The organism is Nannocystis pusilla (assembly GCF_026626665.1).
Lineage (GTDB): Bacteria > Myxococcota_A > Polyangia > Nannocystales > Nannocystaceae > Nannocystis > Nannocystis pusilla.
In genome coordinates, this window is record NZ_JAPNKE010000002.1 from 2,323,939 (window position 1) to 2,350,206 (window position 26,268).

Sequence of the window (26,268 nt, forward strand, 5' to 3'; positions counted from 1 at the left end):
CCCGCCCGAAGCGGCTCAAGCGTCAGGTGAGAAATCGGGGCCCAAGGACGCGAAATCAGGCGCAAAATCACCGGCCAAGTTGAAGCCGGTCCGGAGCCTCCGCGGGCTGCTCGAGGCGCGCGCCCAGGGCTCGCGACCGCGGCCCGCGGACCGGCTCGCGCTGGTCGAGTTCTACCGCTGGACCTCGCCGTTCGCCCCCGAGGATCGCACCGCGGTCGACCGCGCGCGCGAGGCCGACGAGGCCGTCAAGACCGCCCGCAGCGCCCAGCTGCTGGCGATCCTCGACCCCGACCAGAACTCGAGCCGGACCGCGCTGCTCGCCGGCATCGAGCGCGCGCGCAAGGAGGGCAAGGCCAGCGCGCCGCTGCTGGCGTCGATGCTGGCCGACCTGAGCCTGCGCTACCACAGCCTCGGCCTCGAGGAGCGCGGGCGGGCGCTGCTCGACGAGGCGTTCGCCATCACCCCCGACGACCCGCTGATCGAGCTGATGCTGGCCGCCCGGCTGTCCAGCGACGGCTTCCCGCTGGCCGCGCTCGAGTGGATCGAGGACATGCTGAAGCGCTACCCCGGGTCGGCGCTGCTCCTGCGCGACCGGGCCGACCGCCTGCTCGAGCTCGGGCGCACCGAGCCGGCCCTGGCGTTGCTGGAGAAGCTGGCCGGCGACCGGCCGACCGACGGCGGGCTGGCGCGGCAGATCGCCGACGGCAAGCTGCGGCTCGGCAAGCCGGACGCGGCCGCCGAGGTCGGCCGCCGGCGCGCGGCCGCCGTGCCCGGCTTGCCGGAGGCGTTCCGCGAGGTCGCCCGGCTCGAGGAGGCGCGCGGCGACCTGACGAAGGCCCGGGCCGCGCTGCAGGAGGCCGTCGACCTCGCGCCGCAGGACGCCGACCTTCACACCGCGCTCGCCCGCCTGGCCGCGCGCGACGGCGACGGGGCGGCGGCGATCCGCAGCGTGCGGCGCTCGCTGGCCCTGCGGCCGCAGCAGCCCGAGCTGCGCGACTACCTGGCGACCCTCGACGCCACCCAGAAGGACGACCTGCTGGCCCGCTATCCGGTCGACTTCGAGGCCCTGGCCAAGAAGCCGACCCCGAAGTCGTGGGCCGGCAAGGACGCCGGGGTCCTGCTCCACCGCACCGTCGTGCGCGTCCTGCCCAACGGCCTCACCGAGCGGCTCGAGCACCGCGTCGTGCGCGTCCTCGACGATCGCGGGATCCGCAGCCAGGCCGTGCAGGGCATGGTCTACGACCCCGAGGAGGCCTACGTCGACGTCCGCCGCGCGCGTGCGACGGACCGACGGGCGCGTCGAGGAGATCGGCGATCCCACCGTCGTCTCGCTGACCGACGCCGGCTACCGCATGTTCTACGACCAGCGGCAGCAGCGGGTGAACTTCAGCGGCCTGCGGGTCGGCGACGTGCTCGAGGTCGCGTTCGTGCGCCGCGACACCGCGCTGCGTAACAAGTTCGACGACTACTTCGGCGAGATGGTCCCGCTCGAGGGGTTCGAGCCGCAGCTGCTGCGCGAGTACGTGCTCGAGGCGCCGTCGTCGCGGAAGCTCTACTTCAACCAGCCCGTCGAGCAGGAGCCGGGGCCCACCAAGGAGACCGTGCGCTACCGGGTGTCGATGGGCGAGCGCCGCGGGATCAAGCCCGAGAGCGGGATGCCCGGGTGGACCGAGCTGGTCAAGTACCTCCACGTCAGCACCTTCAGCGACTGGGACGCGGTCGGCCGCTGGTACTGGAACCTGGTCAAGGAGCAGCTGGTCGTCGACGCCAAGATCAAGGCCGCCGTCCAGGATGTCCTGAAGAGCCTGCCCAAAGGGGCAGGTGAGCGCGACAAGGTGCGCGCGCTGTACAAGCACGTGATCACCTCCACGCGCTACGTCGGGCTCGAGTTCGGCATCCACGGCTTCAAGCCGTACCGCACCACCGACGTGTACGACCGCCGCTTCGGCGACTGCAAGGACAAGGCGAGCCTGCTCAAGGTCATGCTCGCCGAGGCCGGCATCGCCTCGCACCTGGTGCTGGTGCGCACCCGCGACCAGGGCACGCTCGGGGCCACGCCGGCCAGCCTGTCGGCCTTCAACCACGCCATCACCTACGTCCCCAGCCTCGACCTCTGGCTCGACGGCACCGCCGAGTTCTCGGGGCCCGAGGAGCTGCCGACCGGCGACCAGGGCGCGACGGTGCTGGTGGTGCGCGACGGCAAGGGCGCCGAGTTCAAGACCATCCCGGTCAGCCTGCCCGGCGACAACAAGCAGATCGTGCATCAGACGGTCGAGCTGAAGCCCGACGGCAGCGCCGACGTGAAGCACCTGTTCACCGTCACCGGCGCCTCGGCGGCCTCGTGGCGCAGCGCGCTGCAGGCGGCCGAGAACCGCAAGGAGCGGCTGACGCAGGTGTGGGGCGGCCAGTTCCCGGGCCTGGAGATCCGCGAGCTCGAGGCGCCGAACATCGGCGACGTGCTGCACCCGGTCCAGATCCGCAGCGCCTGGAGCGTGCCCGCGTGGGCCCAGCGCCAGGGCGACGTGCTGCGCTTCAACGTGCTCGGTCACCGCACCGGGCTGCAGCGCGGGCTCGCCGGCCAGGCGGCCCGCGAGCACGACCTGGTGATGGCGGCTCCGGCCACCGAGGTCAACGTCATCGAGGTCACCGCGCCGAAGGGCTACACCTTCGGCCAGTCCCCCGCGGGCAAGTCGTTCGAGACCCCGTTCGCCCGCTTCACCCTCGACGTCGCCGGCCGCGGCGACCGCGTCGAGGTCCGCACCGAGCTCGAGTACCGCACCCACCGCTTCAAGGCCGCCGACTACCGCGCCCTGCGCGAGTTCCTCGGCCAGGTCGACGGCGCCCTCGAGCAGGCGTTCGAGCTCCGCCCCGAGCCGCGAGGGGCGAACTGACATGTCCCGGAGCACCTTGCCCTTCCACCCTGTTCGTTCGCGCATGTCCCTTCGTGCAGCCCTGATCGCGACCGCGCTCCTCGCCGCCGCCGCCCCGGCCTGCAAGCCGCGCCAGGGCACCAGCGAGCCGCACACCGAGGACAGCGCGCGCCCGCCTCAAGGCGCTCGAGGCCCGCGTCAAGTCGCACCCCGACGACGACGCCGCCTGGCGCGAGGCGGCCCACCTGCACTGGCTGTTCCTCAAACAGCCTGACAAGGCGCGGCCGATCCTCGACCGCCTGGCCGCCAAGGGCGACCCGGTCGCCCAGGCCTCGCGGATGATCTTCGCCGACGCCCGCCTCGACCTGAAGACGACCCGCAGCATGGCCCAGGCGCTCATCGTCGGCGCCACCACGCCGGGCGCCGACGCCGCGCCGGGCGCCGACGCCGAGGCCCGCCGCGTCCAGGCCGGGCTGGCCGAGCTGGCCGCGCGCCTTCTGGGCGAAAACCACGGCGAGCTGCCCGACGACGACGACGACTTCGTCCGCTTCTACGACAAGCTGGCGAAGGGCCGTCTGCCGGTCGAGGTCGTCCAGCCGCTGGTCAGCCTGCGGGCCCAGATCGCCCGCCGCCTCGACCAGCCCTACCTGCAGTACTACGACCAGCAGGGCTGCGTGCGCGCGTTCGCGGTCGGCCCGGTCGAGGGCAGCCTCGAGGCGCTCGAGTTGCGGGCTGCCGCGAAGGACATGTCCTCCGGGACAGACAAGTTCAAGGCCGATCCGACGGCCGTGCTGACGCCGCTGGCCTGCGCCGTGCGCACGTGGAACCTGACGCCGCGCGGCGGGGTGAGGCGCATGCGCACGAGCCTGGCTGTCCCCGGGGACAGCCTCGTCCTCGGCCTGTCGAGCCAGGAGCCGATGCGGGTCTACCTCGACGGCAAGCCGATCTTCCGCAGCGATCGCAGCGACCGCTGGCCGGCGGCCGACAACCTGCTGCAGCTCAAGGTCGCGCCCGGGCCGCACCGGCTCGAGGTCCACACCGCGGCCGCGCGCGAGAAGACCTGGGTGCTGGTGCGGGCCACCGACGCCGCCGGCAAGCCGATCGCGGCCACGGCCGACGGCCCGGCGGCGTCCACCCCGTTCACCGGCGAGCCGGTGCGGGTCGGCCACCACGAGCTGCTGGCCGACCGCGGGCCGCTGGCGGGGCCGAGCTACCTGCCGCTACGCGCCTACCTGGCGGCCGCCGACGCGCTCGCCGAGGGCGACTCCGACGCGGCCGAGCGCTACACCGGCAACCTGCAGGCCTACGGGCCCGACTTCCCCGAGGGCCAGGTGCTGGTCGCGGCGTTCGAGATCGCCGATCCGACCCGCGAGCGCACGGCCTCGACGTCGCGCCAGCGCGAGGCGATCGAGGAGGCCCTGCGGCTCGCGCCCGACCTCGATCGCGCGCGCGTCCGCCTGCTCGAGCTCGACCTCGAGAAGAACGAGATCAGCGAGGTCGAGGCGGCCCTGGCCGCGCTGCCCGAGAAGGCGCTGCGCCACGTGCCCGGCGAGCTGGTGCGCTTCGCCACCTATCTGGCCCGCGGCAACGAGCCGCTGGCCGAGGCCGCGCTGACGCGGGCCGCCGCGATCCACCCGCGCGCCTGCGCCGTGCTCAAGGCCCAGCGCACGATGGCCCAGCGGCGCAGCGAGGTCGCCCGCGAGGACGCGCTGGCGATCGAGCTCGAGCGCTGCGCCGGCACCACCGGCTCGCGCGCGGCCCTGGCGTTCCGCCGCGGCCGCAACGCCGACGCCCGCGCGCTGCTCCTCAAGCTGCTCGAGCGGACCCCCGACGACCTCGACGTCATCGAGCAGCTGGCCGAGCTCGAGATCTCCGAGGGCAACTACCCGGCCGCGATCGCGTGGCGCAAGAAGATCCTGGCGCTGCGGCCGTTCGGCGCGCGCACGCTGGTGGCCACCGCCGACCTGCAGGCCCGCGCCGGCGACCCCGCGGCCGCGCGCGCGAGCGTGAAGGCGGCGCTGGAGAAGGCGCCGCAGAGCTCGACCCTGCACACGATCGCCGCCGGTCTCGGGATGCCCGACGACCTGCAGCGGCTGCGCGTCGACGGCGTGCCGCTGGTCGCGGCGTACCGGGCCGGCAACTTCGCCGTCGCGGCTCCTGCGGGCGCCGAGGCGGCCCCGCGCCCGACCGACTACGAGGGCGCGAGCGAGGTGCTGGTGCTCGATCGCAGCGCGATCCGGGTCTACGAGGACGGCAGCCAGCGCCAGATCGTCCACACCATCATCGAGCTGCGCAGCAAGGAGGCGATCGATCGCTACGGCGAGATCACGCCGCCCGAGGGCGCGAAGGTGCTGACCCTGCACACCATCAAGGCCGACGGCACCGTGTTCGAACCGGAGTCGATCCCGGAGAAGAGCGGCCTCAGCCTGCGCGGCCTGCAGATCGGCGACTGCGTCGAGTACGAGCTGCTGCTCGACCGCGAGCCGCTGGGCCTCTTGCCCGGCTACATCGACCTGACGACGTTCCGCTTCCAGTCTGCCGAGACCCCGTTCCACGTGTCGGAGCTGCTGGTCGCGCACCCGAAGTCGGTGGCGATCAAGGTCGACCGGCGCGCCGGCGCGCCGGCCACCGTCGAGGGCACGCTGACCGGCACCGACCTGGTCTTGAAGACATGGAAGGTCGAGCGCTCGAAGCGGATCGGCGTCGAGCCGCAGATGCGACACATCCTCGAGGAGGTGCCGTCGGTCCGCGTCTACACCGAGGTCGACCCGAACAAGTGGCTCGCCAGCCTGGGCCTGCGGATCTACACCGGCCAGCGCGCCAACCCGGAGCTGCGGGCCCTGGCGACCAATCTGACGCGCAACGCGAGCTCGCCGCAGGCCAAGCTGCAGGCGCTGTGGTCGTGGGTGGTCGAGGAGATCGAGGAGGCCGGGGACATCACCGCGCCGGCCACCGCGACGCTGTCGGCCCGCCGCGGCAACCGCCTGACGCTGCTCAAGGTGCTGCTGCGCGAGGCCGGCGTGCGCTCCGAGCTGTGGCTGGTCCGCGACAACTTCTCGCTCAAGCCGCTGCCCGGCGGCAGCCCGATGCTCGAGAACTACGAGGTGCCGATCCTCGCCGTCGACACCGGCGGCAAGGCGCCGACGATGGTGCTCACCAGCTCGAAGGTGCTGCCGATCGGCTACCTGATGCCCGGCCTGTCGCAGGCCCAGGGCATGCGGGTGCAGCTCGGCGAGGACGAGCCGGCGCCGGGCCCGGTCAAGCTGCCGGCCTCGCCGCCGAGCCTGGCCGACCGCCGCAGCTACGACCTCGAGCTCGAGCTGGCGCGCGACGGCACCGGCAGCTGCGCGGCACCATCGAGCTGCAGGGCATGGAGGCCGCGGCCTGGCGCGAGGGCCTGCGCACGCTCGACGCCGACCGCATCAACGAGGGCTTCGAGCGCGCCGAGCTCGGCGCGATCCTGGTCGGCTCCGGCGCCGAGCTGGTCGACCTCGACATCGAGCACAAGCTCGACCTGCCGAAGCCGCTGCGCCTGCGCTTCACCGCCAAGGTCCGCGGCGCGATCGTGCAGCAGGGCGGGGAGCTCTTGATGCGCGCCAACTCGGTGCCGATGAACATGGGCCTCAACTACGCCTCGCTGCCGCAGCGCAAGACCGGCTGGGCGATGCCGTACGCGCCGCTGCTCGAGGCCAGCCTGACGATCAAGCTCGACGGCGCCGGCTTCACCGCGCCGCCGACCGAGGAGGCGATCGAGGGCCCGTTCGGCACCTACCGCCGCACCGTCAAGCAGCTCGGCCCCGGCCAGATCAAGATGACGACGCGCTCGACCCTGGTGACGGGCACCTACGAGGCCGCCCGCTACCCGGAGATCGTCGACTACACGCGCAAGATCAAGGCCGCCGAGGACCAGGTCATCCGCGCCAAGTGAGCCCGGGGCAGGGCCGCGTGTCCTGCAGGGCATGTCGAAGGGCCATGACCAAACGGTCATGGCCCTTCGCGCATGCCCCGAGAGGCAGGTTACTCGGCGGCGGCCTCGGCGTCTTCGGCCGGCAGCAGGACCGCCTCGAGGACCTCGCGGATGTGCTTGACGTAGTGGAGGCGCATGTCGGCGCGGGCGGCCTCGGGGATCTCGGGCTCGTCCTTGCGGTTGCGGTCGGGGAGGATGACGTCGCGGATGCCGGCGCGGTGGGCGGCGAGGACCTTCTCGCGGATCCCGCCGACCGGCAGCACCTGGCCGCGCAGCGTGATCTCGCCGGTCATGGCCACGTCGACGCGCGCGGGCCGGCGCGAGAACAGCGACACCAGCGCGGTCGAGATGGCGATGCCCGCCGAGGGGCCGTCCTTGGGCACGGCGCCGGCGGGGAAGTGGATGTGCACGTCGTAGTGCTTCATCAGGTCGCGGACCACGGCGGCGTCGGCCCCGAGCTCGGCGCCGCGGCTGCGCACCAGGCTGAGCGCGGCCTGGGCCGACTCCTTCATCACCTCGCCGAGCTTGCCGGTGAGCCGCAGGTGACCTGTCCCGCGGGTCAGGGTGGCCTCGACGAACAGGATCGTCCCGCCGGTCGGCGTCCAGCCGAGGCCGGTGACGAGGCCCGGCGACGGCTCCTTGGCCGCGAGCTCGTCGTAGTAGCGCGGCGGCCCGAGGATCCGCAGCGCCTCGTCGGCGCCGACGACCAGGCTCGGCTGCTTGCCCTCGGCGATCTGCATGGCCACGTCGCGCAGCAGCGAGGCCAGCTCGCGCTCGAGGTTGCGGACCCCGGACTCGCGCGTGTACTGCGTCGCCAGCGTCAGCAGCACGTCCTCGGGGATCTCGACCGCGACCTTCGCCAGGCCGTTCTCCTGGCGCTGCTTCGGCAGCAGGTGGCGGCGGGCGATCTCCAGCTTCTCCTCGATCGTGTAGCCGGTGAGCTGGATGATCTCGAGGCGGTCGCGCAGCACGCCGGGGATCGTGCCGAGGTCGTTGGCGGTGCACAGGAAGATGACCTTCGACAGGTCGTAGTCGACGCCGAGGTAGTGGTCGTGGAAGGCCGTGTTCTGCTCGGGGTCGAGGGCCTCCAGCAGCGCCGAGGCCGGGTCGCCGCGCAGGTTGGCGCCGACCAGCTTGTCGATCTCGTCGAGGACGATGACCGGGTTCTTGCTGCCGGCGCGCTTCATCGCCTGGATGAACCGCCCGGGCAGCGCGCCGATGTACGTGCGCCGGTGGCCGCGGATCTCGGCGTCGTCGCGGATGCCGCCGAGCGAGATCCGGACGTAGCGGCGGCCGAGCGCGTCGGCGATGCTGCGGCCCAGCGAGGTCTTGCCGACGCCCGGCGGGCCGACGAGGCAGAGGATCGGGCCGCGCTTGTCGGGCGCCAGCTTGCGCACGCACAGGTACTCGAGGACGCGCTTTTTGACCTTCTGCAGGCCGTAGTGCTTGTCCTCGAGCAGGGCCCGCGCGGCGCCCATGTCGAGCTTGTCCTCCGTCAGCGTCGCCGGGCTCCACGGCAGGTCGGCGATCCACTCGAGCCAGGTGCGGCAGGTGGTCGCCTCGCTGCTCTGCGGGTTCATCCGCCGCAGGCGCCCGAGCTCGCGGTCGGCCGCGGCGCGCACGTCGGTCGGCAGCTCGGCGGCCTGCAGCCGGCGCTCGAGGTCCTGCAGCGCGCGCTCCTCGGCCTCGCCCTCCGACTCGCCGAGCTCGTGCTGGATCGCCTTGAGCTTGTGGCGCAGCAGCGCGTCGTGCTCGTGCTTCGACAGGTGCTCGCGGACGTAGCGGTCGAGGTCGCGCTTGACCTGCAGGACGTTGGTGCGGTGGCTGATGAGCTCGATGACCTTGCGCAGGCGGACGACGACGTCGACCTCCTGCTGGATCGCCAGCCGCTCGTCGCCGTCGAGCTCGACGTGGGCGGCCGACAGGTCGGCGATCAGGCTCGGCGAGCGCTCGGCGAGGATGGTCGCCTGCGCCTGCGCCCGCGCCTTCGACTTCGCGGCCGTCGGCTGGAGGCCGTCGTGCTGCTTGACCAGGTCCTGCAGCGCGCCGGCCAGCGCGTAGGCGAGGGTCGGCTCGTGGACGATCTCGGCGGCCGCGTCGAACTCGGCGATCTGGTAGTCGCGCTCGGGGTAGATGTCGTGCACGCGCACGCGGCTGAGCCCGCGCAGCGTCACCGAGGTGCGGCCGGGGTGCCCGCCAGCACCTGCACCACCTCGCAGGCGATGGCGACCGGGTAGAGTTGATCGAGGTCGGGCGTGGCGGCGGAGGTGTCGCGCAGGAGCACGGCGATGACGCGCCCCGCGCCGCCGCGGGCCCGGTCCTGCGCCGCGCGCACCGCCTGCATGGCCGGCGAGCTGCGCCCGAGGTCGACCGGCTGGGTCGCGCCGGGCAGGATGATGGCGCCGCGCAGGGGCAGGAGGGGAGCGGCCCGGTGATCGCGGGAGAGGACATCGGCGGGGAGGTTAGCCGATCTGCGCCGCCTCGCCGCGCCGCTCTGGTAAAAGAGCCGCGTGTCCGCGGGCCCTGCCGCCTCCGAGATCGTGCCGCCCTCGTCCGGGCCCGCGCCGGCCGTGGCCGACCTCGGCGGCGTCGCGGTCGCCGCAGGCGTCGGCCTGGTCGCGGGCCTGTCGGTGCCGCTGACGTGGGGCCTCGTCCCGGCCGTGCTGGTCGGCCTCGGCGTGCTCGTGCTGGTCGCGCGCCGCGGCCCGGGAGCCCCGATCCGGCCGTGGTCGCCGCGCTGCCGCAGGCGCGCCGGATCGCGCTGGCGGCCCTGATCCTGGCCCCGGCGATCCCGCTCGCCACCGTCGCCGCGCGGGCCATCGCCGGGGTCGTGGTCGCCTATCCGGCGGCGCTGTGGGCGGCCGCGCCGGCCGTGCTCGCGGCGGCGATCTTGCCCCTGGTCCGAAGGACATGGTCGCAAGGACTTGTCCTTGCGCCCTGGTCTTCGGGACATTCGCGGCCGGGGCCTGGGGCGCCCGCTTCGAGGCGGCCGGGGCCCACGCGCGCGGCGAGACGTGGGGCGGGCCGATCCTCGGCATCCACCCGTTCCAGACCACCGCGATCGTGATCGACGGCTACGGCCCGTTCGACCTGCCGATCAACGACTACGTCGAGCCCGACGGCAGCAAGGGCTACGGGCCGGCGGCGCTGGCCGAGGCGCTGACCCGCGACCTGCAGAAGATCGCGGAGCTGCAGTACGCCGAGCACGGGCCGGCGCGCGTACAAGGCGTTCGCCGAGGCGACCGTGGCCGCGGAGGACCTGCCCGAGGCGCGCGAGCGGCTCGACCGGCCGTCCGAGGCGCCGACCGAGCCGCGGCTCCACGTGACCTCGGGCGGGGTCGGGCGCGCCTCGCGGGTCGAGTTCGTGTGCCCGGGGGCGCCGAACGACCCGCGCCCGCGCAAGCCCGACGCGGTGATGGAGCGCATGTGCCCCGACAAGTACAGCTCCGAGGCCAGCGCCGGGCTCGGGCTGACCGGGCGCTGGACCGGCTACACCGAGGTGCTCGGCCAGCCGCGGCTGTCGCTCGGGCGCGCGCTCGGGTGGCCGCGCGAGCGGGTGACCGGCGAGCTGCGGGCGTGGGCGTGGATCGCCCTCGGCCTGGTGTTCCTGGCCGCCTGCGGGCCCAGGGGGCGGGCCGCGGCCGGGCTGTCGCGCTGGGGCGGGGCGGTGGCCGCGATCGCGGCTGTCCTTTCGCTCATGCTCCTCGCGCCAGGTCTCTCGGTACAGGTCGAGAGCTGGGCCCGGCCGGCCGCCTGGGAGGTGCCGTGGGCGCTGGCGCCGTGGGTCGCGCTCCTGGCCCTCGGGTCAGGTCACGCCGCGATCGCGGCCGGGCCGGCGCCCGCGACGAGGAGCGGCTGGCGCGGGCTGGTCCCGCGGATCTTGCCGGTGGTCGCCGGCACCCTGGGGCTCGCGGGCAGCCTGGCGGCGGCGACCTGGTGGACGCCGGAGCTGACGCCGCCGACAGGTCCGGCGCAGGCGGTGCCCCTGGCAGGGGTGATCGCCGGGCTGGGAGAGGGGCTCCACCGCAGCAGCGGGCTCGGCGTCGACGTCGCCGAGGGGGTCGTCGCCGCCTCGGCAGTCGCGCTGCTGGTCGGCCTCCTGGCGGCCTTGCTCGGCCCGGTGGTGCGGTTCGCGGGTTCCGCGCTGGCGCCGCGCAGGCCGGTGCTGGCGGCCCGTCTGGCGCTCCTCGCGGTGATCGTCCCGGCGGCGCTGCTCGTGCTGTCGCGCATGTCGTCGGGGGCGGCCGCCCTGCTCGCGCCGGCCGCGGCGATGGCGTGGATGGCGGGCACCGGCCTGGCGCTGGCGGTGCCGGGCGGGCGGCGCTGGCCCGCGATCGCCGAGCACCTGCTGGCCGCCGTGATCGTGGTCGTGGCCGGGCGCCAGACCCTGGCGGCGCAGTCGAACCGGACCCTGTGGATCGCCCTCGGCGTCGGGGTCCTGATCACCCTCGCAGGTCTGGTGCTGGTCCCGCGGGTCCGTTCCGCGTCGGATTCTGCGACCCCTGCGCCTCGGCCATGATCCTGGGGCTTCTCAGGCCAAAACCAGACCGCTATCATCCCCGCGCTTCCCAGACCCGCACATGACCGCAGCCATCACGTCGTCTCGCCCGTCGCCGCTCCTCCGCGCCTTCACCGGCGTCCTTTGTGCGGCGCTCGCTTTCTCGCCGTTGCCCGCGGCTGCGGCTTCGCCGGCGTCCTTCGGCATGTTCGCCGCGGCGCCGGCTCCTGCTTCGACCGGCAACACCATCGGTCTGTTTCGCCTGAGCGGCGACCCGGCGTCGGCCGAGGCGCTGCGCTCGCAGATCCTGACCGACATGAGCGCCGCCGGTTACAACGTCAAGGGCGTCGCCCTCGACATCGAGGGCGCGGCGGGCAAGGTCAAGTGCAAGGGCGGGGCCGACGCGTGCGTCGGCAAGGTCATCGAGTGGCTCAACAAGGGCGCCGCCAAGTCCGGCACCGTCTACGACTACCTAATCTACGGCAACGTCGGCGGTCCCACCGGCGCGAGCTCGATCGTCATCTACGACGTCGCCAAGAAGGCCAAGGTCAAGGAGTTCACGCCGTCGCTCAACCCCGACGACCTGATCCTCCCGCTCGCGCTGCCGCGGGCGATGGTCGCCAACCTGAACAACTACCGCACGCCCGCCGCCTCGGCCACGGCCGAGGAGCAGAAGATCCTCGCCGAGCTCGACGAGCCGGCCAAGACGCCCGAGGAGCTGGCGGCCGAGAAGGCGGCCATCGACGACGCCGTCGGCAAGGTCGCGGCCGGCCAGGGCGAGCTCATCGACACCAGCAACGTCCAGGTCGACCTCAAGAAGGACTTCAAGGACTTCTGCCGCACCGGCCCGGCCAAGCCGCGCGTCAACAAGGACGACCCGAAAGACCTGCGCCCGGTGTGCAAGCGCGGGCCGACCTTCGGCTACTTCCAGACCCGCGCGTGGGTGGCCCTCGGCCTCACCGCCGGCGCGCTGCTCACCACCGGCATCTTCTACTCGCTCGGCCTCGCGGCCCGCGGGCCCTACAAGTCGGCGCTCGACGACCTCAACAACTCGGGCCTCGACAAGACCGACCCGCTGCAGTCCGACGAGTACACCCGCATGGCCGCCGACGTGGCCGACAAGGGCAACACGATGCGCAACCGCCTGATCGGCGGCGACGTCGCCCTCCTCACCACGGTGCTCCTCGCCGGCGTCCTCGCGGTCATCATCTATCAGGACCGCACCGACGCGAAGGACTTCATCAAGACCGAGAAGAGCCTCAAGTCGGTGTCGCGGATCCAGAACGTCCGCGGCGGCCCGATCCTCAGCCGCGGCATGCAGGGCTTCGGCTTCGGCTTCAACTTCTGAGGCTTTGGCGCCTCCAGGCGCGACGTGAGGCCCGCCGCCGCTCCGGCGCGGGCCCTCTTCTTTCTTGAGGCGATTTCGCGCCGAACCAAAGAGTCCCAAAATGTATTGGATTACAGATTTTTGTTGATGCTTCCCGGCGACGAGAATATATCTCGTTGAGTGTCGGCTTTTCCGGAAACAGAGCTGCGGAAGTTGCTCGTCCAATGCTTCAGCCGGGATGAGCTGGAAATTTTTCTCGCAGATACCTACGGCTCCGCCGTCTTGTGTTCGCTGACTCCTGGGCAGAGCTTCGAAGGCTTTGTTTTTGGTGTCATTCAATACCTGAGGCGCATGCGGACCCTCGACGCGGTCTTCTTCGACGCACTCGAGGTGACCAGGCCGAACTGTCGAGTCGAGGTCGGTCGCCTGCGGACCTTGTTCGAGGCCGTGACGGGCCGAAACGACTCCTCTCTGGCCTGACCGCGGCTGCGGCCTGGCTCCCGGAGCTCCAAGCGGGCCGCTCGTTGTCGCCCCGCGATCGTTCTTGCGGTGCGTCTTGCCCGCGGCCGGGCGAAGCGTCATACGATCGCCGGCGAGGAGGCGCGGCATGGACTCCAGGGGTTCGCAGACGCAGTACATGGGGTGGCGGATCGACTACGCGAACCCGCGAGGCGAGCCCGGCTTCGTCGGGCCGGACTCGGTGCACTGGCGGATTTATAAAAATCCGGTGGCGCTGGCGATCGGCGGGGTGGCGGCGGTGCTGCTCGAGTTCGCGGATCCGCGGATCCGCAGCGGCGTGTGGGACCACTCGACGTACAAGGCCGACCCGGTCGGGCGCTCGCGCAGGACCGCGATCGCGGCGATGGTCGGCGCGTACGGGCCGCAGAGCGCCGCGCGGCGCGTGATCGCCGGGGTCAACAAGCTGCACGCGAAGGTGAACGGCGCGACGCCGGCCGGTGAACCGTACCGCGCCCTCGACACGGAGCTGCTCGACTGGGTCAGCGCGACCGCGGTGTACGGGTTCCTCACCGCCTACGACCGCTTCGTCGCGCCCGTGTCTGCCGCCGACCGGCGCCGCTACTTCGCCGAGAGCGGGCCGGTGGCGCGGCTCTACGGGGTCCAGAACGTCCTCACGAGCGAGGCCGACTTCGAGGCGATGATGCACCGACTGGCGCCGCGCTTCGAGGCGCACCCGATCGTCGACGAGTTCCTCACCATCATCAAGACGGGCAAGGGGCAGGCGCGGGCGCTCGGGTTCTTCTACCGGGCCGTCGCACGCGCGGCGGTGTCGATCGTGCCAGCGCCGGTGCGGGCGAAGCTGCAGCTCGGGGCCGAGTACGACCTGGGCGCAGTCGATCGCATGCTGGTGCGCGCGGCCGCGGCGGTGGCGGAGCGGTTCCCGGCGAAGGACGCCCCGTCGACGCAGGCGCCGCTGCGCTTCGGCTTGCCCGCGAATTCTGTATCTCAGCCAGCGCCGCCAGGAGGCGCTGCTGGCCCGCGTGGCGCCGCCGGCGGCCGCGGCGACCGGTTCGGGGTGAACGCGCGGCGGGGCCGGAATCGTCCGCCGCTCAGCCCGCGGTCGCGATGATCTCGGCCACATGTCCCGGAGGACCTGTCCTGGGAGTCATGGTCATGCTCTGAAGCGAGATGTGTCGGCCGCCGCTCAGCCCGCGATCCGCGGGTGGCCTGCGGCCGCGGTGGATCACGGCAGGGGCGGCCGCCACTCGAGCTGCTCGAGGCGCAGCGGGGTTTCGTCGATGATCGTGCCGAGCACGCTGCGCAGGATGGCGGGGTCGGGGCCGGCGAGCCTGAACACATGCCGACTTGGCGCCTCGGCCGGGCTGGACGAGGTCGTGATCATCACCATGTCCTCCCGCTCGAAGAGCGAGCAGTGCGAACCTGCCGTGTACGGAGGCACGAAGCCGAGCGACCGCATCACGGGATCGAGCCGCACCGCGACGTCGCCCAGTTCGTCGTGCAGCGAGCCGGTGCAGGTCTGCGCGGCTTCATGGACGCGAAAGCGCAGCAGGGCGCCCCAGGCGAGCATGTCGTGCAGCGTCTCGAAGCGATCGTGGAAAGGACCGCCGAGGGGATGTCGGCGCGTCACTCGGGCGTCGTCGCGGGCGGGGTGCGCGAAGTCGTAAAAGATATGCAGCGGCATCGCCTCTTCGGTCACGAAGCCGATCATGAAGTGACGCGTGCTCGGCGGAAACAGCCCCTCTCGACTGCAATCCAGGACGCGCTGCACGGAAAAGTCGATGCTGGGGTAGGCCAGGGGGCCCATGTCATGGCCCATGCGCGTCAAGAACCAGCGGTAGAAGCGAGGCAACGGGTGACCGGCAGACGCCTCCACCTGCGCGACTTCTTCATCGGAAGCGCCGCGCCAGTGCAGATCGGCGCCCGGCACCAGGCGCAGCAGCAACCGCTCGATGTCGGACTCTATCCCCGGCACTCGGTCTTCTCCTCACTGCAGAACAGCAGCGGTACGATCAGTTCGCAGGCCCCGCAGGGAGGAACCGTCGAATTGTGCGCGAACGGCTCCGAGCCGGGCTTGCGGGCTCCGTCTCGTTCATCCCAGAAGTCGACCTTGCCCTTCGTCGGCTGCTCCTTCGGGTGATACCACTGCTCGGTCATCGCGGTGGCGATGTTGTGTCCGTTCTCCAGCATCACCAAGAAGGCACCCTGGGCTGCGCAGGTGCCCGGAGGATAGGCGGTCGGGCCTCCGGCCAGGCTCGCATCAGCGCGTTCGCCCGCGATCCTCCATACCGGTTCGACAGCGGCGGCGCCCAGTCGAGCTTCGAGGCCGGTTTTGACGGCGCCGATCTTGTCCGCGTACTTCTCGTCCAGCACCTTCGCACCGTCGAGATACGAAACGCTCGCGTCACGGTGCGTCATGCCGGCCGAATCGGCGGCGCGGGCGAATTCCATGGTCGTCATCGCCGACTGGTCGGCGTACTTGTTTCCGCACTTGCAATGCACGACGCCCAGCATGGTGGGACTGATGTAGGCCTTCTTTTTCGGCGTCATGGCGAGCCCGCGGGCGACGGTAGCCTCGGTCTCGCGCTTGAAGTTTTGAGCCAACGTGCCCGCGTCGGCTTTACTCGGCTTCGACTCCTTCAGCTCGCCGTGGTCCTTGCCGCAAACCGGGCATTTGCCCGCCTCGATCGCAATGACGCCGGCAGCCTGGACCACGCCGAGCATCGTCGCAGCGTTGGGGGCTGCCCGCTGCGCCGCAGTTGTTGAGCATCGGATCGGCGAGGAGCTGGACGTTCTTCCCCTCGAACTTGACGTCCATGGAACCGGGACCTGCGAACTTCGTGAGGCCGTGGGTGTTCGCGGAGAGCAAACCCCCACCGGTGCCCTTGCTGGCGATGTCGCCCGTCGAGCCGAAGCTGGCTCCCTGGAGGGCGACCTTGTCTCCCTCGACGGTGACCTTCTTGGAGTAACCCTTCGGTGAATCGCCGCTCTTGCCGATGTTGGGCAGTGGCGTCGGAACGAACGGTGCCGGCGGCCCTGGCATCTTGCACACATTCGGTGTGGTCGCGGCCGCCACACCGTTGCTTCCCTTGGTCACCGGCGTCTTCGGCGGGTTGACGCTCACGGTCATGTCATCGTCTCCTTCGTTCGTCGAGGCGCGGATCTTCGAGCGCGAGCGCACCGCGCAGTCCACCGAGAGAGCCGCACATCACGAGTCCGCGCGGCCCTTTCGCGTAGCCGCGGGCCCACGCCTGGACGGCGAGGGTAGCCAGTAGCGGTAAGCTCGCCGCGCCGACATCGCCCCATGAGTCGGCGGGTGCGATGTAGTCGAGCGAGCGCAGCGCGTGGGCCGAACGCAAGGCTACGAAGCCCCACTCTTCGCTCCGGTACCGCTCGCCATTGATGTCGAGGTAGACCGTGTCGGGCGCCTGCTCGGGAAGCCGCATGCCTCGGAGGGCACGAGCCAGCGCCGTGTTCATCCCGTGGCCGAAAGTCCCGGTATCGCAGTCACGCCCGAGCTCCTCGGTCGCGCTCCCCGCTCCGCGTACGACCGCCAGCGGCGGAAGCCGCAAGCGCGAACGCAAGCGCGGGTGCATGAGCGCCAGCCCGCCAGCCGCCTCGCCGGGGAAAAGACCCGCGCGTACATCAGGACCCGCGAGCATTCGCCGCTGTTCGAGCCAGGTGAGTGTCGCTGGGTGGTGATAACTATCGACGCCGATCACCAGGTGGAGCGTCTCGTCGCTCTCTTCGGCTTCATGCAACACGCTCTCGATCGCTGCCCCGGCACCGGCACGACCGCGCTGCGAGACCCGGGCATGCAGGGCAGGGAAGCTCGCGCGCGCTGCGGTGACGATCGCCGCGGCGGCCCACTCGCTGTCGGCGCTCTGGAAGCCCGGACGATGCTCGGGCAACTCGAGATGAAGCTTGCACGGGCCAGGGTAGGGCTTGGTGCCGCAGAGCTTGCGCACGAGTCCCTCGGCGACCGTGCCCGCGAGGACACGCATGCGCTCGCGGCCGTGCGACCGGCGATCGAGCCTGCCGTCCGCGGCAGCGCGGATCGGCTCACCGTTCTTCGCCACGAATGGGAACTCGGCGACGCGTGATATCCGTGCCCGGACCGCCGCGGCACTCGCCTCGGCGCTCAATCCTACCGGGGTGCGCGCCGCGATTGCGACCACCTCGACGCTCACGTGGGCCTCCGAAAAGCGAGCTCTTCAGAGTCGAAGTAGTCGACCACGAGCGCAGGGGGTCGTAGTGCGCTCGTCCAGAGCAGAGCGAGACCATGCTCATCGAGATCGATCCCCACCGTGTGAGTATGGCATCCGACCGCGGCCGCGGGGGGACGGTGGAGGGCGGGCCGAGGCAGATCGAGGGTCGCCGCCCCCTCTGCCCATGTCGGCCCTCTCGTCTGTGGGCACCGCACCACGAGCCGCACTCCCGGGCGACTGTTTTCGAGTCTGACGACGCTCGGGTAGTCCTCGCGCCCGCGTTCGCGCGACGGACGTGGCGAGAGCGGAGCTCAGCCCGCGATCAGCGAGTGGCCGGTGGTCGCGGTGACCTCGACTTCGATCGTCTGGCCCGGGGCACCTGTCCCGAGGGGCAGGAGGACGCTCTGGAAGCGGGGCGTGCGGCCGAGCACGCGGTCGCCGCGGTGCGACAGGCCGCTGATGAGCACGCGCTCGCGCTTGCCGACGCGGGCGTGGTGAGACGCGCGGGTGTGCTGCTCCTGCAGCTCGATGACTTCTTGCAGGCGGCGGCCCTTGACCTCGTCGGGCACGTCGTCCTGCAGCTTGCGGGCGGCGTAGGTGATCCCGCGGTCGGAGTAGCGGAACATGAACGCCGAGTCGAACCGGACCTCGCGCATCAGCGACAGCGTCTCGGCGTGGTCGTCCTCGGTCTCGCCGCAGAAGCCGACCATCAGGTCGGTCGACAGCGCGAGGTCGGGGAGCGCGGCGCGCAGGCGGCCGACCAGGTCGACGAACTCGCCGCGCGAGTAGCCGCGCTTCATCGCCGTCAGCATGCGATCGGAGCCCGACTGCGCCGGCAGGTGGATGTACGGGCAGACCTTGTCGAGCTCGGCCATCGTGGCGATCAGCCGCTCGTCGAAGTCGACCGGGTAGGGGCTGGTGAAGCGGATCCGCTCGACGCCGTCGATCGCCGCCACGGCGCGCAGCAGATCGGCGAAGCTCGCGTCCTCCCAGACGTACGAGTTGACGGTCTGGCCGAGCAGGACGATCTCTTTGTAGCCGCGCTCGGCGAGGTGTCGCGCCTGCCGCAGGACCTCGCGCGGGGCCACGCCGCGCTCGCGCCCGCGGGTGTACGGGACCACGCAGAACGTGCAGAACTTGTCGCAGCCGCGCTGGATCGAGACCTGGCCGCTGACGCCGTCGTCGTCGGGCACGCCGTCGAGGCCCTCGTAGGTCTCCTCGCGGTCGAGCGCGACGTCGACGACCCGCTCCCCGGCGCGCGCGCGGTCGACCAGGACGCCGATCCGCCGGTAGCTGTCGGGGCCGGCGACGAGGCCGATGTGCGGCGCCTGCTTCTGGACCTTGTCGCGCAGGTGCTCGGCCATGCATCCGGTAATGCCGAACACGAGATCGGGGTTGTCCTTCTTGTGCCGCAGGAGCTGGCTCGTGCGCCCGTAGACCCGCTCCTCGGCTTTCTCCCGCACCGCGCAGGTGTTGAGCAGGATCACGTCGGCGGCCGCCGGATCGGGCACGCGCACGTAGCCGCGGGCCGCCAGCTGGCCGACGATGAGCGCCGAGTCGGCCTCGTTCATCTGGCAGCCGAGCGTCTCGACGTAGACGCGCGGTCCGGCCACGGGGGGCAGCTCGGGCGCCGGCGCGGGCGGCTCCGGCGCCGTCCTCGTGCCGCGGATCTGGACCAGGCGGGTCATGGGCGCGGGATGCTACGCCAAAATCCCCGCAGGCGCCCCGGGGGAGGCTCACGCGGGGTCCAGGCGCGACCTGGGCGGGTGGACCCGACGGCCGCTGTCGTCGCCGCTTGGATCGGACGCTCGCTCCGGCTTACAATCTCGCGCCGCCGACGCCCTGCGGTCGCCGCGCGAATGCGACGACCGGCCCGCACGGGCACCGCCCGCTTCGCGTCGGCCAGGAGAACAGAATGCTTCGCTTCGTCCCTCGCGTGTCCCTCGGACTTTGTCTCGCCCTCGCGGTCGGCTGCTCGCCGAGCACGCCCACGCCGCAGAAGACCGACGAGAAGGCCGCCCCGGAGCAGCCTACGAAGGCGGCCACGGGCGAGGGCCTGCCGGCGCTCCCGGAAGTCATCGCCACCGTCAACGACGTGGCTATCCCGCTGGCACAGTTCAAGGACATCTACGACCTCAAGGTGAAGAAGTACACCGACCGAGGCCGCGAGATCCCGCCGTCGGCCGACCGGCGCTATCGCAAGTCGATCACCGAGCGCCTGGTCTACAACGAGATCCTCCGCCAGGAGGCCAAGGCCCGCGGCGTCGAGGTCGACGCGGCCAAGCTCGCCGAGCGCGAGACGCAGCAGAAGCAGGGCATCAAGGACTGGGACAAGCACCTGCAGCGCCGCGGCGAGACCGAGCAGAGCCTCCGCGACATGTACGTGGCCGAGATCCTCGAGCAGCAGTTCCTCGAGAAGGACGGCAAGCTGGCCGTCACCGACGCCGAGGTCGACGAGGAGTACGAGAAGATCAAGCCCAACTACAAGTCGGAGGGCGAGCGGATCCACGCCGCGCACATCCTGATCCCGATCGGCCCGCAGGAGCAGCCGACGGCGATGGGCGAGAAGCCGCCCGAGCCGTCGCAGGAGGAGAAGGACAAGTGGCGCAAGGAGGCGCTGGCCAAGGCCGAGGAGCTGCACAAGAAGGCGACCGCGTCCGGCGCCGACTTCGCCCAGCTGGCCAAGGAGAACTCGGTGGGCCCCAGCGCCGACAAGGGCGGTGACCTCGGGATCTTCACGAAGGACCGCATGGTCGAGGAGTTCAGCGTCGCGGCGTTCAAGCTCAAGCCCGGCGAGATCTCGAAGCCCGTCGAGACCAAGTTCGGCATCCACATCATCAAGATCCTGGCCAAGTACCCGCCCGGCGACCTGCCCAAGGAGGCGCTCGCCGACCAGATCAAGGAGCGCCTCAGCCAGCGCAAGCTCCACCAGGGCCGCCGCGAGCTGAAGGACAGCCTGCTGGCCAAGTACAAGGTCCAGAACAAGATGGAGGAGCTGCTCGGCCCCGACCCGCGCGGCCCGAAGCGCCCGCCGGTCGTCAACCCGAGCGAGATGCCCGCCGGCCACCCGCCGATCGAGATGAAGGCCCGCGGCCCGGCGCCCACGCCCGCCGGCGAAGACGCGAAGGCGGAGCCCGAGGCCGGCGACGGCGACTGACCTGTCCGCAGGGGCAGTTTTCCTGAAAGAGGGCGCGCCGCGGGGTGCGTCCTTTTTCGTGCGTGTCGTGAGCGGAACCCGTTGGTGGCGCGACAGGCTCCGGTGCGGACGAGCTTCCTGCCGCAAAAAGACCGGTCCGCTTCGAGCGAGGCGGAGCGCGCCGGGCTCGCGCCTTGCGGCCGCAGCCAGGGCGATCCGTCGGCGGGGTTCGTCAACGCAGCGCCCTTCGCGTGCAGCGCCGGAATGTCCTTCGGGGCATGCGCTTCGGCACATGTTCCGAAGGACATGCCCTTCAGGGCATCTCGGCGGCCGGGTCGAAGCGGACGATGGCGAACGCGAGCTGGGCGGACCAGGGGTCGGCGCTGGCGGCGGCGGCCTGCTTGACGTCGAGCAGCCACGTGGCCCTCGGCCGCCAGGGTGGACCAGCGCGTCTCGGGCACGGCGATGGTCACGCCGGCGTGGCTGAACTCGACCTGCGTGAGGTCCTCGGAGGCGGCCTCGCAGCCGGCGACCAACTCGGCGCTGAACGGGTTTGCGACCTCGTCGAGGAAGGCCTGGGCGAACTCCGGATCGCCCTGCGCGCCGCCGCTGCCGACCGCCAGCACGAGGCCGTCGGCGTCGACGAGCCGCAGCCACAGGTCGGGCTGATCCTCGAAGACGACGCGCTTGCGGTAGGTGAGGTCGACGCTGTCGCCGACGGCGAGGTCGATCGCCGGGTCGACGACATCGAGGGTGACCACGTCGGTCGACGGTCCGACCCCGTCGTGCTCGCAGTCGAGGGTCAGCGCGAGCTTGGCGGCGTCGAGGCCGACGGCGCTCACGGTGCAGGTGCCGTCGCGGTCGGTGCTGCAGCTCTCCATGTCGCACGGCGGGTCGGCCACGCCCCACGCGACGGAGAAGTCCGCCCTGGCTCCCGTGGGCGCGTCGCAGCCGGCCTCGGGGGCGTCGCTCGTGCCGCCGGTGGGCTGGTCGCTGGTGGTGGGCTCGGTCGCGGCGGTCGTGCCGGTGTCGCTGTCGGTGTCGCCGCCGTCCTTGTCGGGGCAGCCGCTCAGGACGGCGAGGAGGCAGAGGGCGCGGGGCCAGGGGCGAAGGGTCAAGTCAGGCATAAGACGCTCATGGTAGGCAGCCGCACGCGCGGGGCGCAAGTCGGCGGCGGTGCGCAGAGCCGGGCGGGCGGTCGGTCGTCGCGCGGTCGTGCGCGCGCAGCCGGGCGCGGGTGAGCGACATGTCCTCGAGGACATTGTCTTGCGGTCATGTCGCGAGCGGGCGCGGAGCGGCCGAACGCGCGCCACGCGGCGATGTGCTTCATGGGGGGCCCGCAGGTGGGCCGCGTCGGAGAGATGTCCGCCAAGACATGTGCTTTCGGACATGAAGGCGGCGCGAGCTCGGTTCGGTCACGGCATGCTCCGGGGCTGCCGGCGCGGGCCCGCAACGGGCCCGCGTCGACGACCGTCGACGCGGGAGCTCTGCACGCCCCCGAGCCCCCGCGGCGCCGGGCTCAGAACGCGTGCTCGTTGATGAAGTAGATGCCGAAGCTCTCGCGCGAGAAGCCGGCGTCGAGGCGGAGGACGGCGAAGCGGTCCCAGATCACCTGCAGACCTGTCCCTCCGGACACGTGCCAGTGCTTGGGCAGATCCTGCATGCGCTCGGCGACCACGCCGAGGTCGACGAAGCCCTTGAGGCCGATGCCGAGGGTGTGGCGGCGGACCTTGAGCTCGAGCGGCTCGAAGCGCAGCTCGAGGCTGCCGAAGGCCTTGAGACGGCCGATGTAGCGGCGGCGCATCCAGCCGCGGCCGGCAGCGGCGCCGCCGAGGCCGTCGGTCGTCAGGAGGCCGCCGAACTCGCCGAGCGGGACCAGCGGGGCGTCGCCCCACAGCGCGTCGAAGCTGAGGCGGTGGGCCAGCACCAGCTTGTCGACGCCGAGGGTCCAGTAGGTGCGGAAGTTGGCGGAGAAGCGGCCCCACGCGTCGGTCGAGCCGGTCCACGGGCCGGCGTTGTCGACGATGACGTCGAACAAGCTGCCCTTGCCGGGGCTCCACTCGTTGTCGCGGCGGTCCCAGGTGAGGCCCACGCGGATGAGGCCGCGCCGCGCGTTGAGGTCGGCGGCCGGGTGCTCGGCCAGCAGGAGCGAGTTGTCGTAGGCCCGGACGCGGTCGGCGTAGTAGGCGAGCCCGGCGTACGAGCGGAGCAGGCCGGCCGGCTTGTCCCCGCGAGCAGGCAGGAGCCACAGCGGGTGCTGGTAGGTCAGCGAACCGCCGACGGTGTTGAGGTGAGCCTGGTAGTAGCGGGCCTGGAGGTCGATGCCCTCGAGGTTGGTGTTGTTGCCGATCCCGAAGTACGGGAACACGGGGTCGACGTAGCCGAGCACGCCGAGCTCGAACACCTCCTCGCGGCGCAGGAGATCGCGCAGGCGGATGAAGAAGCTGTGGTCCTGGACCTTCTTCAGCGACACCCGCGACTCGAGGATCATGTAGATCCGGTTCGGGTCGCCCTCGTGGCGGCGGTAGGCGTAGGAGATGTTGGCGCCGAGCATGAGGCCGACGCCGGGCTGCGAGCGCACGCTCGGCAGCGGCAGCACGCGGTGCGGGCTCTTGCCCTTGCGGCTCTGGTACTGGCTGGGCGTGGGCGACAGCGGGTGGGTGAGCCAGCTCAGCGCACCCGCTCGCGCGGCGGGAGCGTCGGCGCCGGTCCGACCGGGGGCTTGCCGCCCTCGGGGCGCGCGCCGTCGGGCACCATGGCGGGCGGCAACGCGGCGGCCGGCACCGGAGTCGGCTCGGGCGATCCGCCGGCCGCGGCGTCGGACTTGAGCCCTCCGCCGGCCGCGGCGTCGGACTTGAGCCCTCCGCCGGCCGCGGCGTCCGACTTGAGCGGGCCGGTCGGCGGTGGGATTTCGCTGTCCTTCGGGACAGGTTCCTGGTCCCACGCCGCGGAATGGCCCGACGCGCGCGGCGAAGCACGTGAGGATGAAGAGGACAGTGGCGAGGGGGGTCACCACGGGGCGCGAGGATCCGAGGCTAGCAAAGGCAGGCGCCGCTTTGTCGGCGCGCGAGGAGACTGAGGCAGCTTGATCGACGCGCGCGAAGCCGGGGGCGAGACGGTGCGTCCGGGCGCGTGAGCTCGCGTGCGGGGGGACGGGCTGGCGGCGCGGTTCCGCTGCGCTCACGCGGCGGTATAGTCGGCGATGATGATGAAGCAGCAGCTTTCGTGGGGAGGGGCGCTCGCGGCCCTTGCGCTGGCGGGATGCCCCGGCCCGACCGGGGAGACGTCGGCCACGGACGGCACCGCGTCGTCCGCAGCGACGACCTCGACGGGCTCGACCACGGACGTGACGCCGACCACGTCGGAGGGGACGATTTCGTCGACGAGCGGGACCACCGCGAACCCCACGGGAGAGATCGATCCGCTGCCGCAGGGCCCGATCCAGGCCGGCGTGGCGGTCGGCTACCTGACCGGCCCGGTCGGGGCGTCGATGGCCGGGTTCGGCGGGCGGACGGTCACCAACAGCACGCCGTGGAACCACCTGCTGAACGGCGCGTCCGGCTTTTACGGCCTCGGCACGATCAAGGCGATGGTCATCGAGGTCGGCGGCGAGCGCCTGGTGGTGATGAAGACGCCGACGATGAGCTCGGAGCACTCGCTGACCGAGGGCACGATCGAGAAGCTCAAGGCGCTGCACGACATCGACATCACGGGGCGGCTCATCACCGCGGCGACGCACTCGCACCACAACCTGGCCCGCTACTGGCGGCTGCCGGCGCCGCTCGGGTTCGTCGGCGCCGACTCGCCCGACGAGGAGCTGATCGACCGCATGACGACGGCGATGGCCGACGTGATCGCGGCGGCGGTGGCCGACCTCGGGCCGGCGCAGTGGGGCGTGGCCTGGAACGACGACTGGGACCCCGACGACGCGGTGTACCGCGACCGCCGCGGCGAGAACGACCCGACGTACGGCAAGGACGCCCGCCTGACGCTGCTGGCGGTGCGCCGCCCCGACGGCACGCCGATGGCCACGGTCATCAACTTCGGCATGCACGGCACCGTGTTCGACTCGCCGAACGAGCTGTTCACCGAGGACGCGCCGGGCGGGCTCGAGATGAAGTTCGAGGAGGCGTTCTTCGCCGCCAAGGGTCAGCCGATCTTCGGCATGTTCGCGCAGTCGGGCGGCGGCGACGCGTCCCCCGCGGGCGACGGCCTCGGCCACCCGGAGCCCGCCCGCATCGAGCGGGTCGGTCACGCCGCGGCGCCGAAGATCCTCGAGCTCTACGACGCCATCGAGTGGCGCGACGAGGCGACCCTCGGGGTCCGCTCGCGCCGCATCGACCTGACGTACAGCGGGATCGGCTACGACGACTACCCCGAGTTCCTGAACTCGCAGGGCGGGCCGTACCTGTGGGGCGGCTGGCAGTGCAAGGGCGCCGAGGGCGACGTCGACGACGGCAACCCTGCTACCAGCATGGAGGGCAAGCCGAAGAACTGCATGCCGATGCAGGGGCTGCTCGAGTCGCTCGGCGAGAAGGTGCCGCACGGCGAGATCCACCAGACCTATTTGACCGTGGCGCGCCTCGACGACTTCTACATGCTGACGCTGCCGGGCGAGCCGACGGCGTCGGTGATCGAGTACGCCCGCACCGGCTACGACGAGCGCGGAGTCGACGGCATGGTGTTCGGTTACTCGCAGGATCACCTGCTGTACCTGACGCAGCCCGACGACTGGCTGCAGGGCGGCTACGAGTCGGAGATGAGCCTGTGGGGGCCGCTCTTGGCCAAGTACCTGGTCGACGGCCAGATGACGATCATCGACGCGCTCATCGCCGGTGACGGCTCGCCGGTGTGGTCGGAGGACTCGCCGGCGCTGTCGGTCGGCAAGTCGTTCGAGCCGCGGGCGCTCGAGGCCAGCGTCGACGCGCCGGGCCTGACGGGCGAGCCGCCGACGGGGCTCGGGCGCGGCGAGACGCTGCGGGTCGCCTGGAACGGCGGCGACCCGGCGCTCGGCGAGCCGCGCGTGACGGTGCAGGTCGACGACGGCGGCGGCTTCGTCGACGTGCCGTCGCCGAGCGGCTGGGCCGGGGCCGCGCTCGACAACTCGCGCTATCACATGCTCACCCACTACGCGCCGATGCCCGAGCCCAACGGCAAGCTCCTCGCCGAGCGCCAGCAGAAGTGGTACGTCGACTGGCAGGTCCCGGCGGACATGCCCGCAGGGACATATCGCCTGCGGATCGCCGGCCGCTCGTTCGACGGCCAGGCGACCGAGGACTACGCGCTCGAGACGGCGCCGTTCGAGGTGACCTTCGCCAAGGAGCACGAGCTGACGGCGGTGCTCGCGGGCGGCGAATCGAAGCTCGACGTGGTGCGGCCGCCGCCGGCCTACGACCTGGTGAAGACGTGGCCGATCGGCGGCTTCCGCCTGCTCGACCCCGAGGTCGCGGCGGCCGATCCCGTGCATGTGCGCGTGCCGCTGACGCTGACCTTCATCAAGGACAACCTGCCGGTCGGCGACACCCACGAGGTCCCGTACACGCCCGGCGTCGGCCACGTGTTCGACTTCGCGGCCACGGGGCTCGACCCCGACCAGTTGTTCGCGCGCGTGCACCTGCAGAGCGACGTCGTCCCGGCGTTCATCGAGGTCGAGATCGCGGCGCCGTGAGCGGCGGGGGGGCGCCGAACGCAGGTTACGCCGGCCTCCCTGCGCGGGCGTCGACGGGGGACCGGCGATCCGCTATGCCGAGGAGAGTGCGGCGCGCGTGGTTTACGGTGATAACGG

At 71.8% G+C, this 26,268-nt stretch carries 21 protein-coding genes and 1 pseudogene; 13 read left to right on the plus strand and 9 right to left on the minus strand.

From position 1 onward, the window contains the following. Positions 1 to 550: 550 nt before the first annotated feature. The 4 genes and pseudogenes from OV079_RS10135 to OV079_RS10150 all read left to right on the plus strand — a co-directional run. Positions 551 to 898: pseudogene (locus OV079_RS10135) on the plus strand (tetratricopeptide repeat protein); the annotation flags it as partial. Between the two features lie 379 nt (positions 899 to 1,277). After that, positions 1,278 to 2,891 carry a DUF3857 domain-containing protein gene (locus OV079_RS10140; protein ID WP_267767826.1) on the plus strand — a complete coding sequence of 538 codons (1,614 nt, stop codon included), beginning with the start codon at positions 1,278 to 1,280 and terminating at the stop codon, positions 2,889 to 2,891. A gap of 317 nt (positions 2,892 to 3,208) precedes the next feature. Next, positions 3,209 to 6,460, plus strand: a complete 3,252-nt coding sequence (locus tag OV079_RS10145; protein WP_267767829.1) for a hypothetical protein — start codon at positions 3,209 to 3,211, stop codon at positions 6,458 to 6,460. Beyond that, positions 6,436 to 6,798, plus strand: coding sequence for a hypothetical protein (locus tag OV079_RS10150; protein WP_267767831.1), 363 nt, complete (start codon positions 6,436 to 6,438; stop codon positions 6,796 to 6,798). The genes OV079_RS10145 and OV079_RS10150 overlap by 25 nt, the downstream gene beginning before the upstream one ends. A gap of 89 nt (positions 6,799 to 6,887) precedes the next feature. On the opposite strand, the gene lon is transcribed toward OV079_RS10150, so the two are convergent. Together lon and OV079_RS55700 are read right to left on the minus strand one after the other, a co-directional pair. After that, complete coding sequence (lon, locus tag OV079_RS10155) at positions 6,888 to 9,011, minus strand: endopeptidase La (protein ID WP_267767832.1); 2,124 nt, start codon at positions 9,009 to 9,011, stop codon at positions 6,888 to 6,890. Beyond that, positions 9,008 to 9,376 carry an LON peptidase substrate-binding domain-containing protein gene (locus OV079_RS55700; RefSeq protein WP_338089062.1) on the minus strand — a complete coding sequence of 123 codons (369 nt, stop codon included), beginning with the start codon at positions 9,374 to 9,376 and terminating at the stop codon, positions 9,008 to 9,010. The genes lon and OV079_RS55700 overlap by 4 nt, the downstream gene beginning before the upstream one ends. Here OV079_RS55700 and OV079_RS10165 point away from each other — a divergent pair. The 6 genes from OV079_RS10165 to OV079_RS10190 all read left to right on the plus strand — a co-directional run bounded on the left by OV079_RS10165 (position 9,348) and on the right by OV079_RS10190 (position 14,250). Beyond that, positions 9,348 to 9,611, plus strand: a complete 264-nt coding sequence (locus OV079_RS10165; RefSeq protein WP_267767835.1) for a hypothetical protein — start codon at positions 9,348 to 9,350, stop codon at positions 9,609 to 9,611. The genes OV079_RS55700 and OV079_RS10165 overlap by 29 nt on opposite strands. Next, complete coding sequence (locus OV079_RS10170) at positions 9,563 to 9,904, plus strand: hypothetical protein (protein WP_267767837.1); 342 nt, start codon at positions 9,563 to 9,565, stop codon at positions 9,902 to 9,904. The genes OV079_RS10165 and OV079_RS10170 overlap by 49 nt, the downstream gene beginning before the upstream one ends. A 177-nt stretch (positions 9,905 to 10,081) precedes the next feature. Beyond that, entirely contained in the window at positions 10,082 to 11,356 is a 1,275-nt protein-coding gene (locus OV079_RS10175; RefSeq protein ID WP_267767838.1) for a hypothetical protein, read from the plus strand. A 61-nt stretch (positions 11,357 to 11,417) separates the two neighbouring features. Then, positions 11,418 to 12,683: a hypothetical protein gene (locus OV079_RS10180; RefSeq protein ID WP_267767839.1), complete on the plus strand. Its 1,266-nt coding sequence runs from the start codon at positions 11,418 to 11,420 to the stop codon at positions 12,681 to 12,683. Positions 12,684 to 12,842: 159 nt separating this feature from the next. Beyond that, the gene (locus OV079_RS10185; protein ID WP_267767840.1) at positions 12,843 to 13,142 is read left to right on the plus strand and encodes a hypothetical protein; all 300 of its coding nucleotides are present in this window, start codon (positions 12,843 to 12,845) and stop codon (positions 13,140 to 13,142) included. Positions 13,143 to 13,269: 127 nt separating this feature from the next. Then, positions 13,270 to 14,250, plus strand: a complete 981-nt coding sequence (locus OV079_RS10190) for an oxygenase MpaB family protein (protein WP_267767842.1) — start codon at positions 13,270 to 13,272, stop codon at positions 14,248 to 14,250. 114 nt (positions 14,251 to 14,364) lie between these two features. Here the strand turns inward: OV079_RS10190 and OV079_RS10195 are convergent, their stop codons facing one another. The 5 genes from OV079_RS10195 to miaB form a co-directional block, all read right to left on the minus strand. Continuing rightward, on the minus strand, positions 14,365 to 15,114 hold the full coding sequence (locus OV079_RS10195; RefSeq protein ID WP_267767844.1) for an SMI1/KNR4 family protein: 750 nt from the start codon (positions 15,112 to 15,114) through the stop codon (positions 14,365 to 14,367). After that, a complete protein-coding gene (locus OV079_RS10200) occupies positions 15,102 to 15,863 on the minus strand; it encodes a hypothetical protein (protein WP_267767846.1) in 762 nt (253 codons plus the stop codon). Before OV079_RS10200 ends, OV079_RS10195 begins: the two co-directional genes overlap by 13 nt. After that, on the minus strand, positions 15,760 to 16,269 hold the full coding sequence (locus OV079_RS10205; protein WP_267767848.1) for a PAAR-like domain-containing protein: 510 nt from the start codon (positions 16,267 to 16,269) through the stop codon (positions 15,760 to 15,762). Before OV079_RS10205 ends, OV079_RS10200 begins: the two co-directional genes overlap by 104 nt. Position 16,270: 1 nt before the next feature. Then, the gene (locus tag OV079_RS10210; protein WP_267767849.1) at positions 16,271 to 17,329 is read right to left on the minus strand and encodes a hypothetical protein; all 1,059 of its coding nucleotides are present in this window, start codon (positions 17,327 to 17,329) and stop codon (positions 16,271 to 16,273) included. 329 nt (positions 17,330 to 17,658) lie between these two features. Beyond that, on the minus strand, positions 17,659 to 19,035 hold the full coding sequence (gene miaB, locus OV079_RS10215) for a tRNA (N6-isopentenyl adenosine(37)-C2)-methylthiotransferase MiaB (protein ID WP_267767850.1): 1,377 nt from the start codon (positions 19,033 to 19,035) through the stop codon (positions 17,659 to 17,661). Between the two features lie 248 nt (positions 19,036 to 19,283). Here miaB and OV079_RS55705 point away from each other — a divergent pair, with 248 nt between their 5' ends. After that, positions 19,284 to 20,504, plus strand: coding sequence for a peptidylprolyl isomerase (locus OV079_RS55705; RefSeq protein ID WP_267767852.1), 1,221 nt, complete (start codon positions 19,284 to 19,286; stop codon positions 20,502 to 20,504). 458 nt (positions 20,505 to 20,962) lie between these two features. Further along, on the plus strand, positions 20,963 to 21,724 hold the full coding sequence (locus OV079_RS10225) for a hypothetical protein (protein WP_267767853.1): 762 nt from the start codon (positions 20,963 to 20,965) through the stop codon (positions 21,722 to 21,724). A 278-nt stretch (positions 21,725 to 22,002) separates the two neighbouring features. Here OV079_RS10225 and OV079_RS10230 read toward each other — a convergent pair whose 3' ends face one another. Together OV079_RS10230 and OV079_RS10235 are read right to left on the minus strand one after the other, a co-directional pair. Further along, positions 22,003 to 23,082, minus strand: coding sequence for a BamA/TamA family outer membrane protein (locus tag OV079_RS10230; protein WP_267767855.1), 1,080 nt, complete (start codon positions 23,080 to 23,082; stop codon positions 22,003 to 22,005). A gap of 581 nt (positions 23,083 to 23,663) precedes the next feature. After that, the gene (locus OV079_RS10235; protein WP_267767862.1) at positions 23,664 to 23,825 is read right to left on the minus strand and encodes a hypothetical protein; all 162 of its coding nucleotides are present in this window, start codon (positions 23,823 to 23,825) and stop codon (positions 23,664 to 23,666) included. 4 nt (positions 23,826 to 23,829) lie between these two features. Here OV079_RS10235 and OV079_RS10240 point away from each other — a divergent pair, with 4 nt between their 5' ends. Further along, positions 23,830 to 26,151 (plus strand): hypothetical protein, encoded by a 2,322-nt coding sequence (locus tag OV079_RS10240; RefSeq protein WP_267767864.1) that lies wholly within the window; start codon positions 23,830 to 23,832, stop codon positions 26,149 to 26,151. Positions 26,152 to 26,268 lie beyond the last annotated feature (117 nt).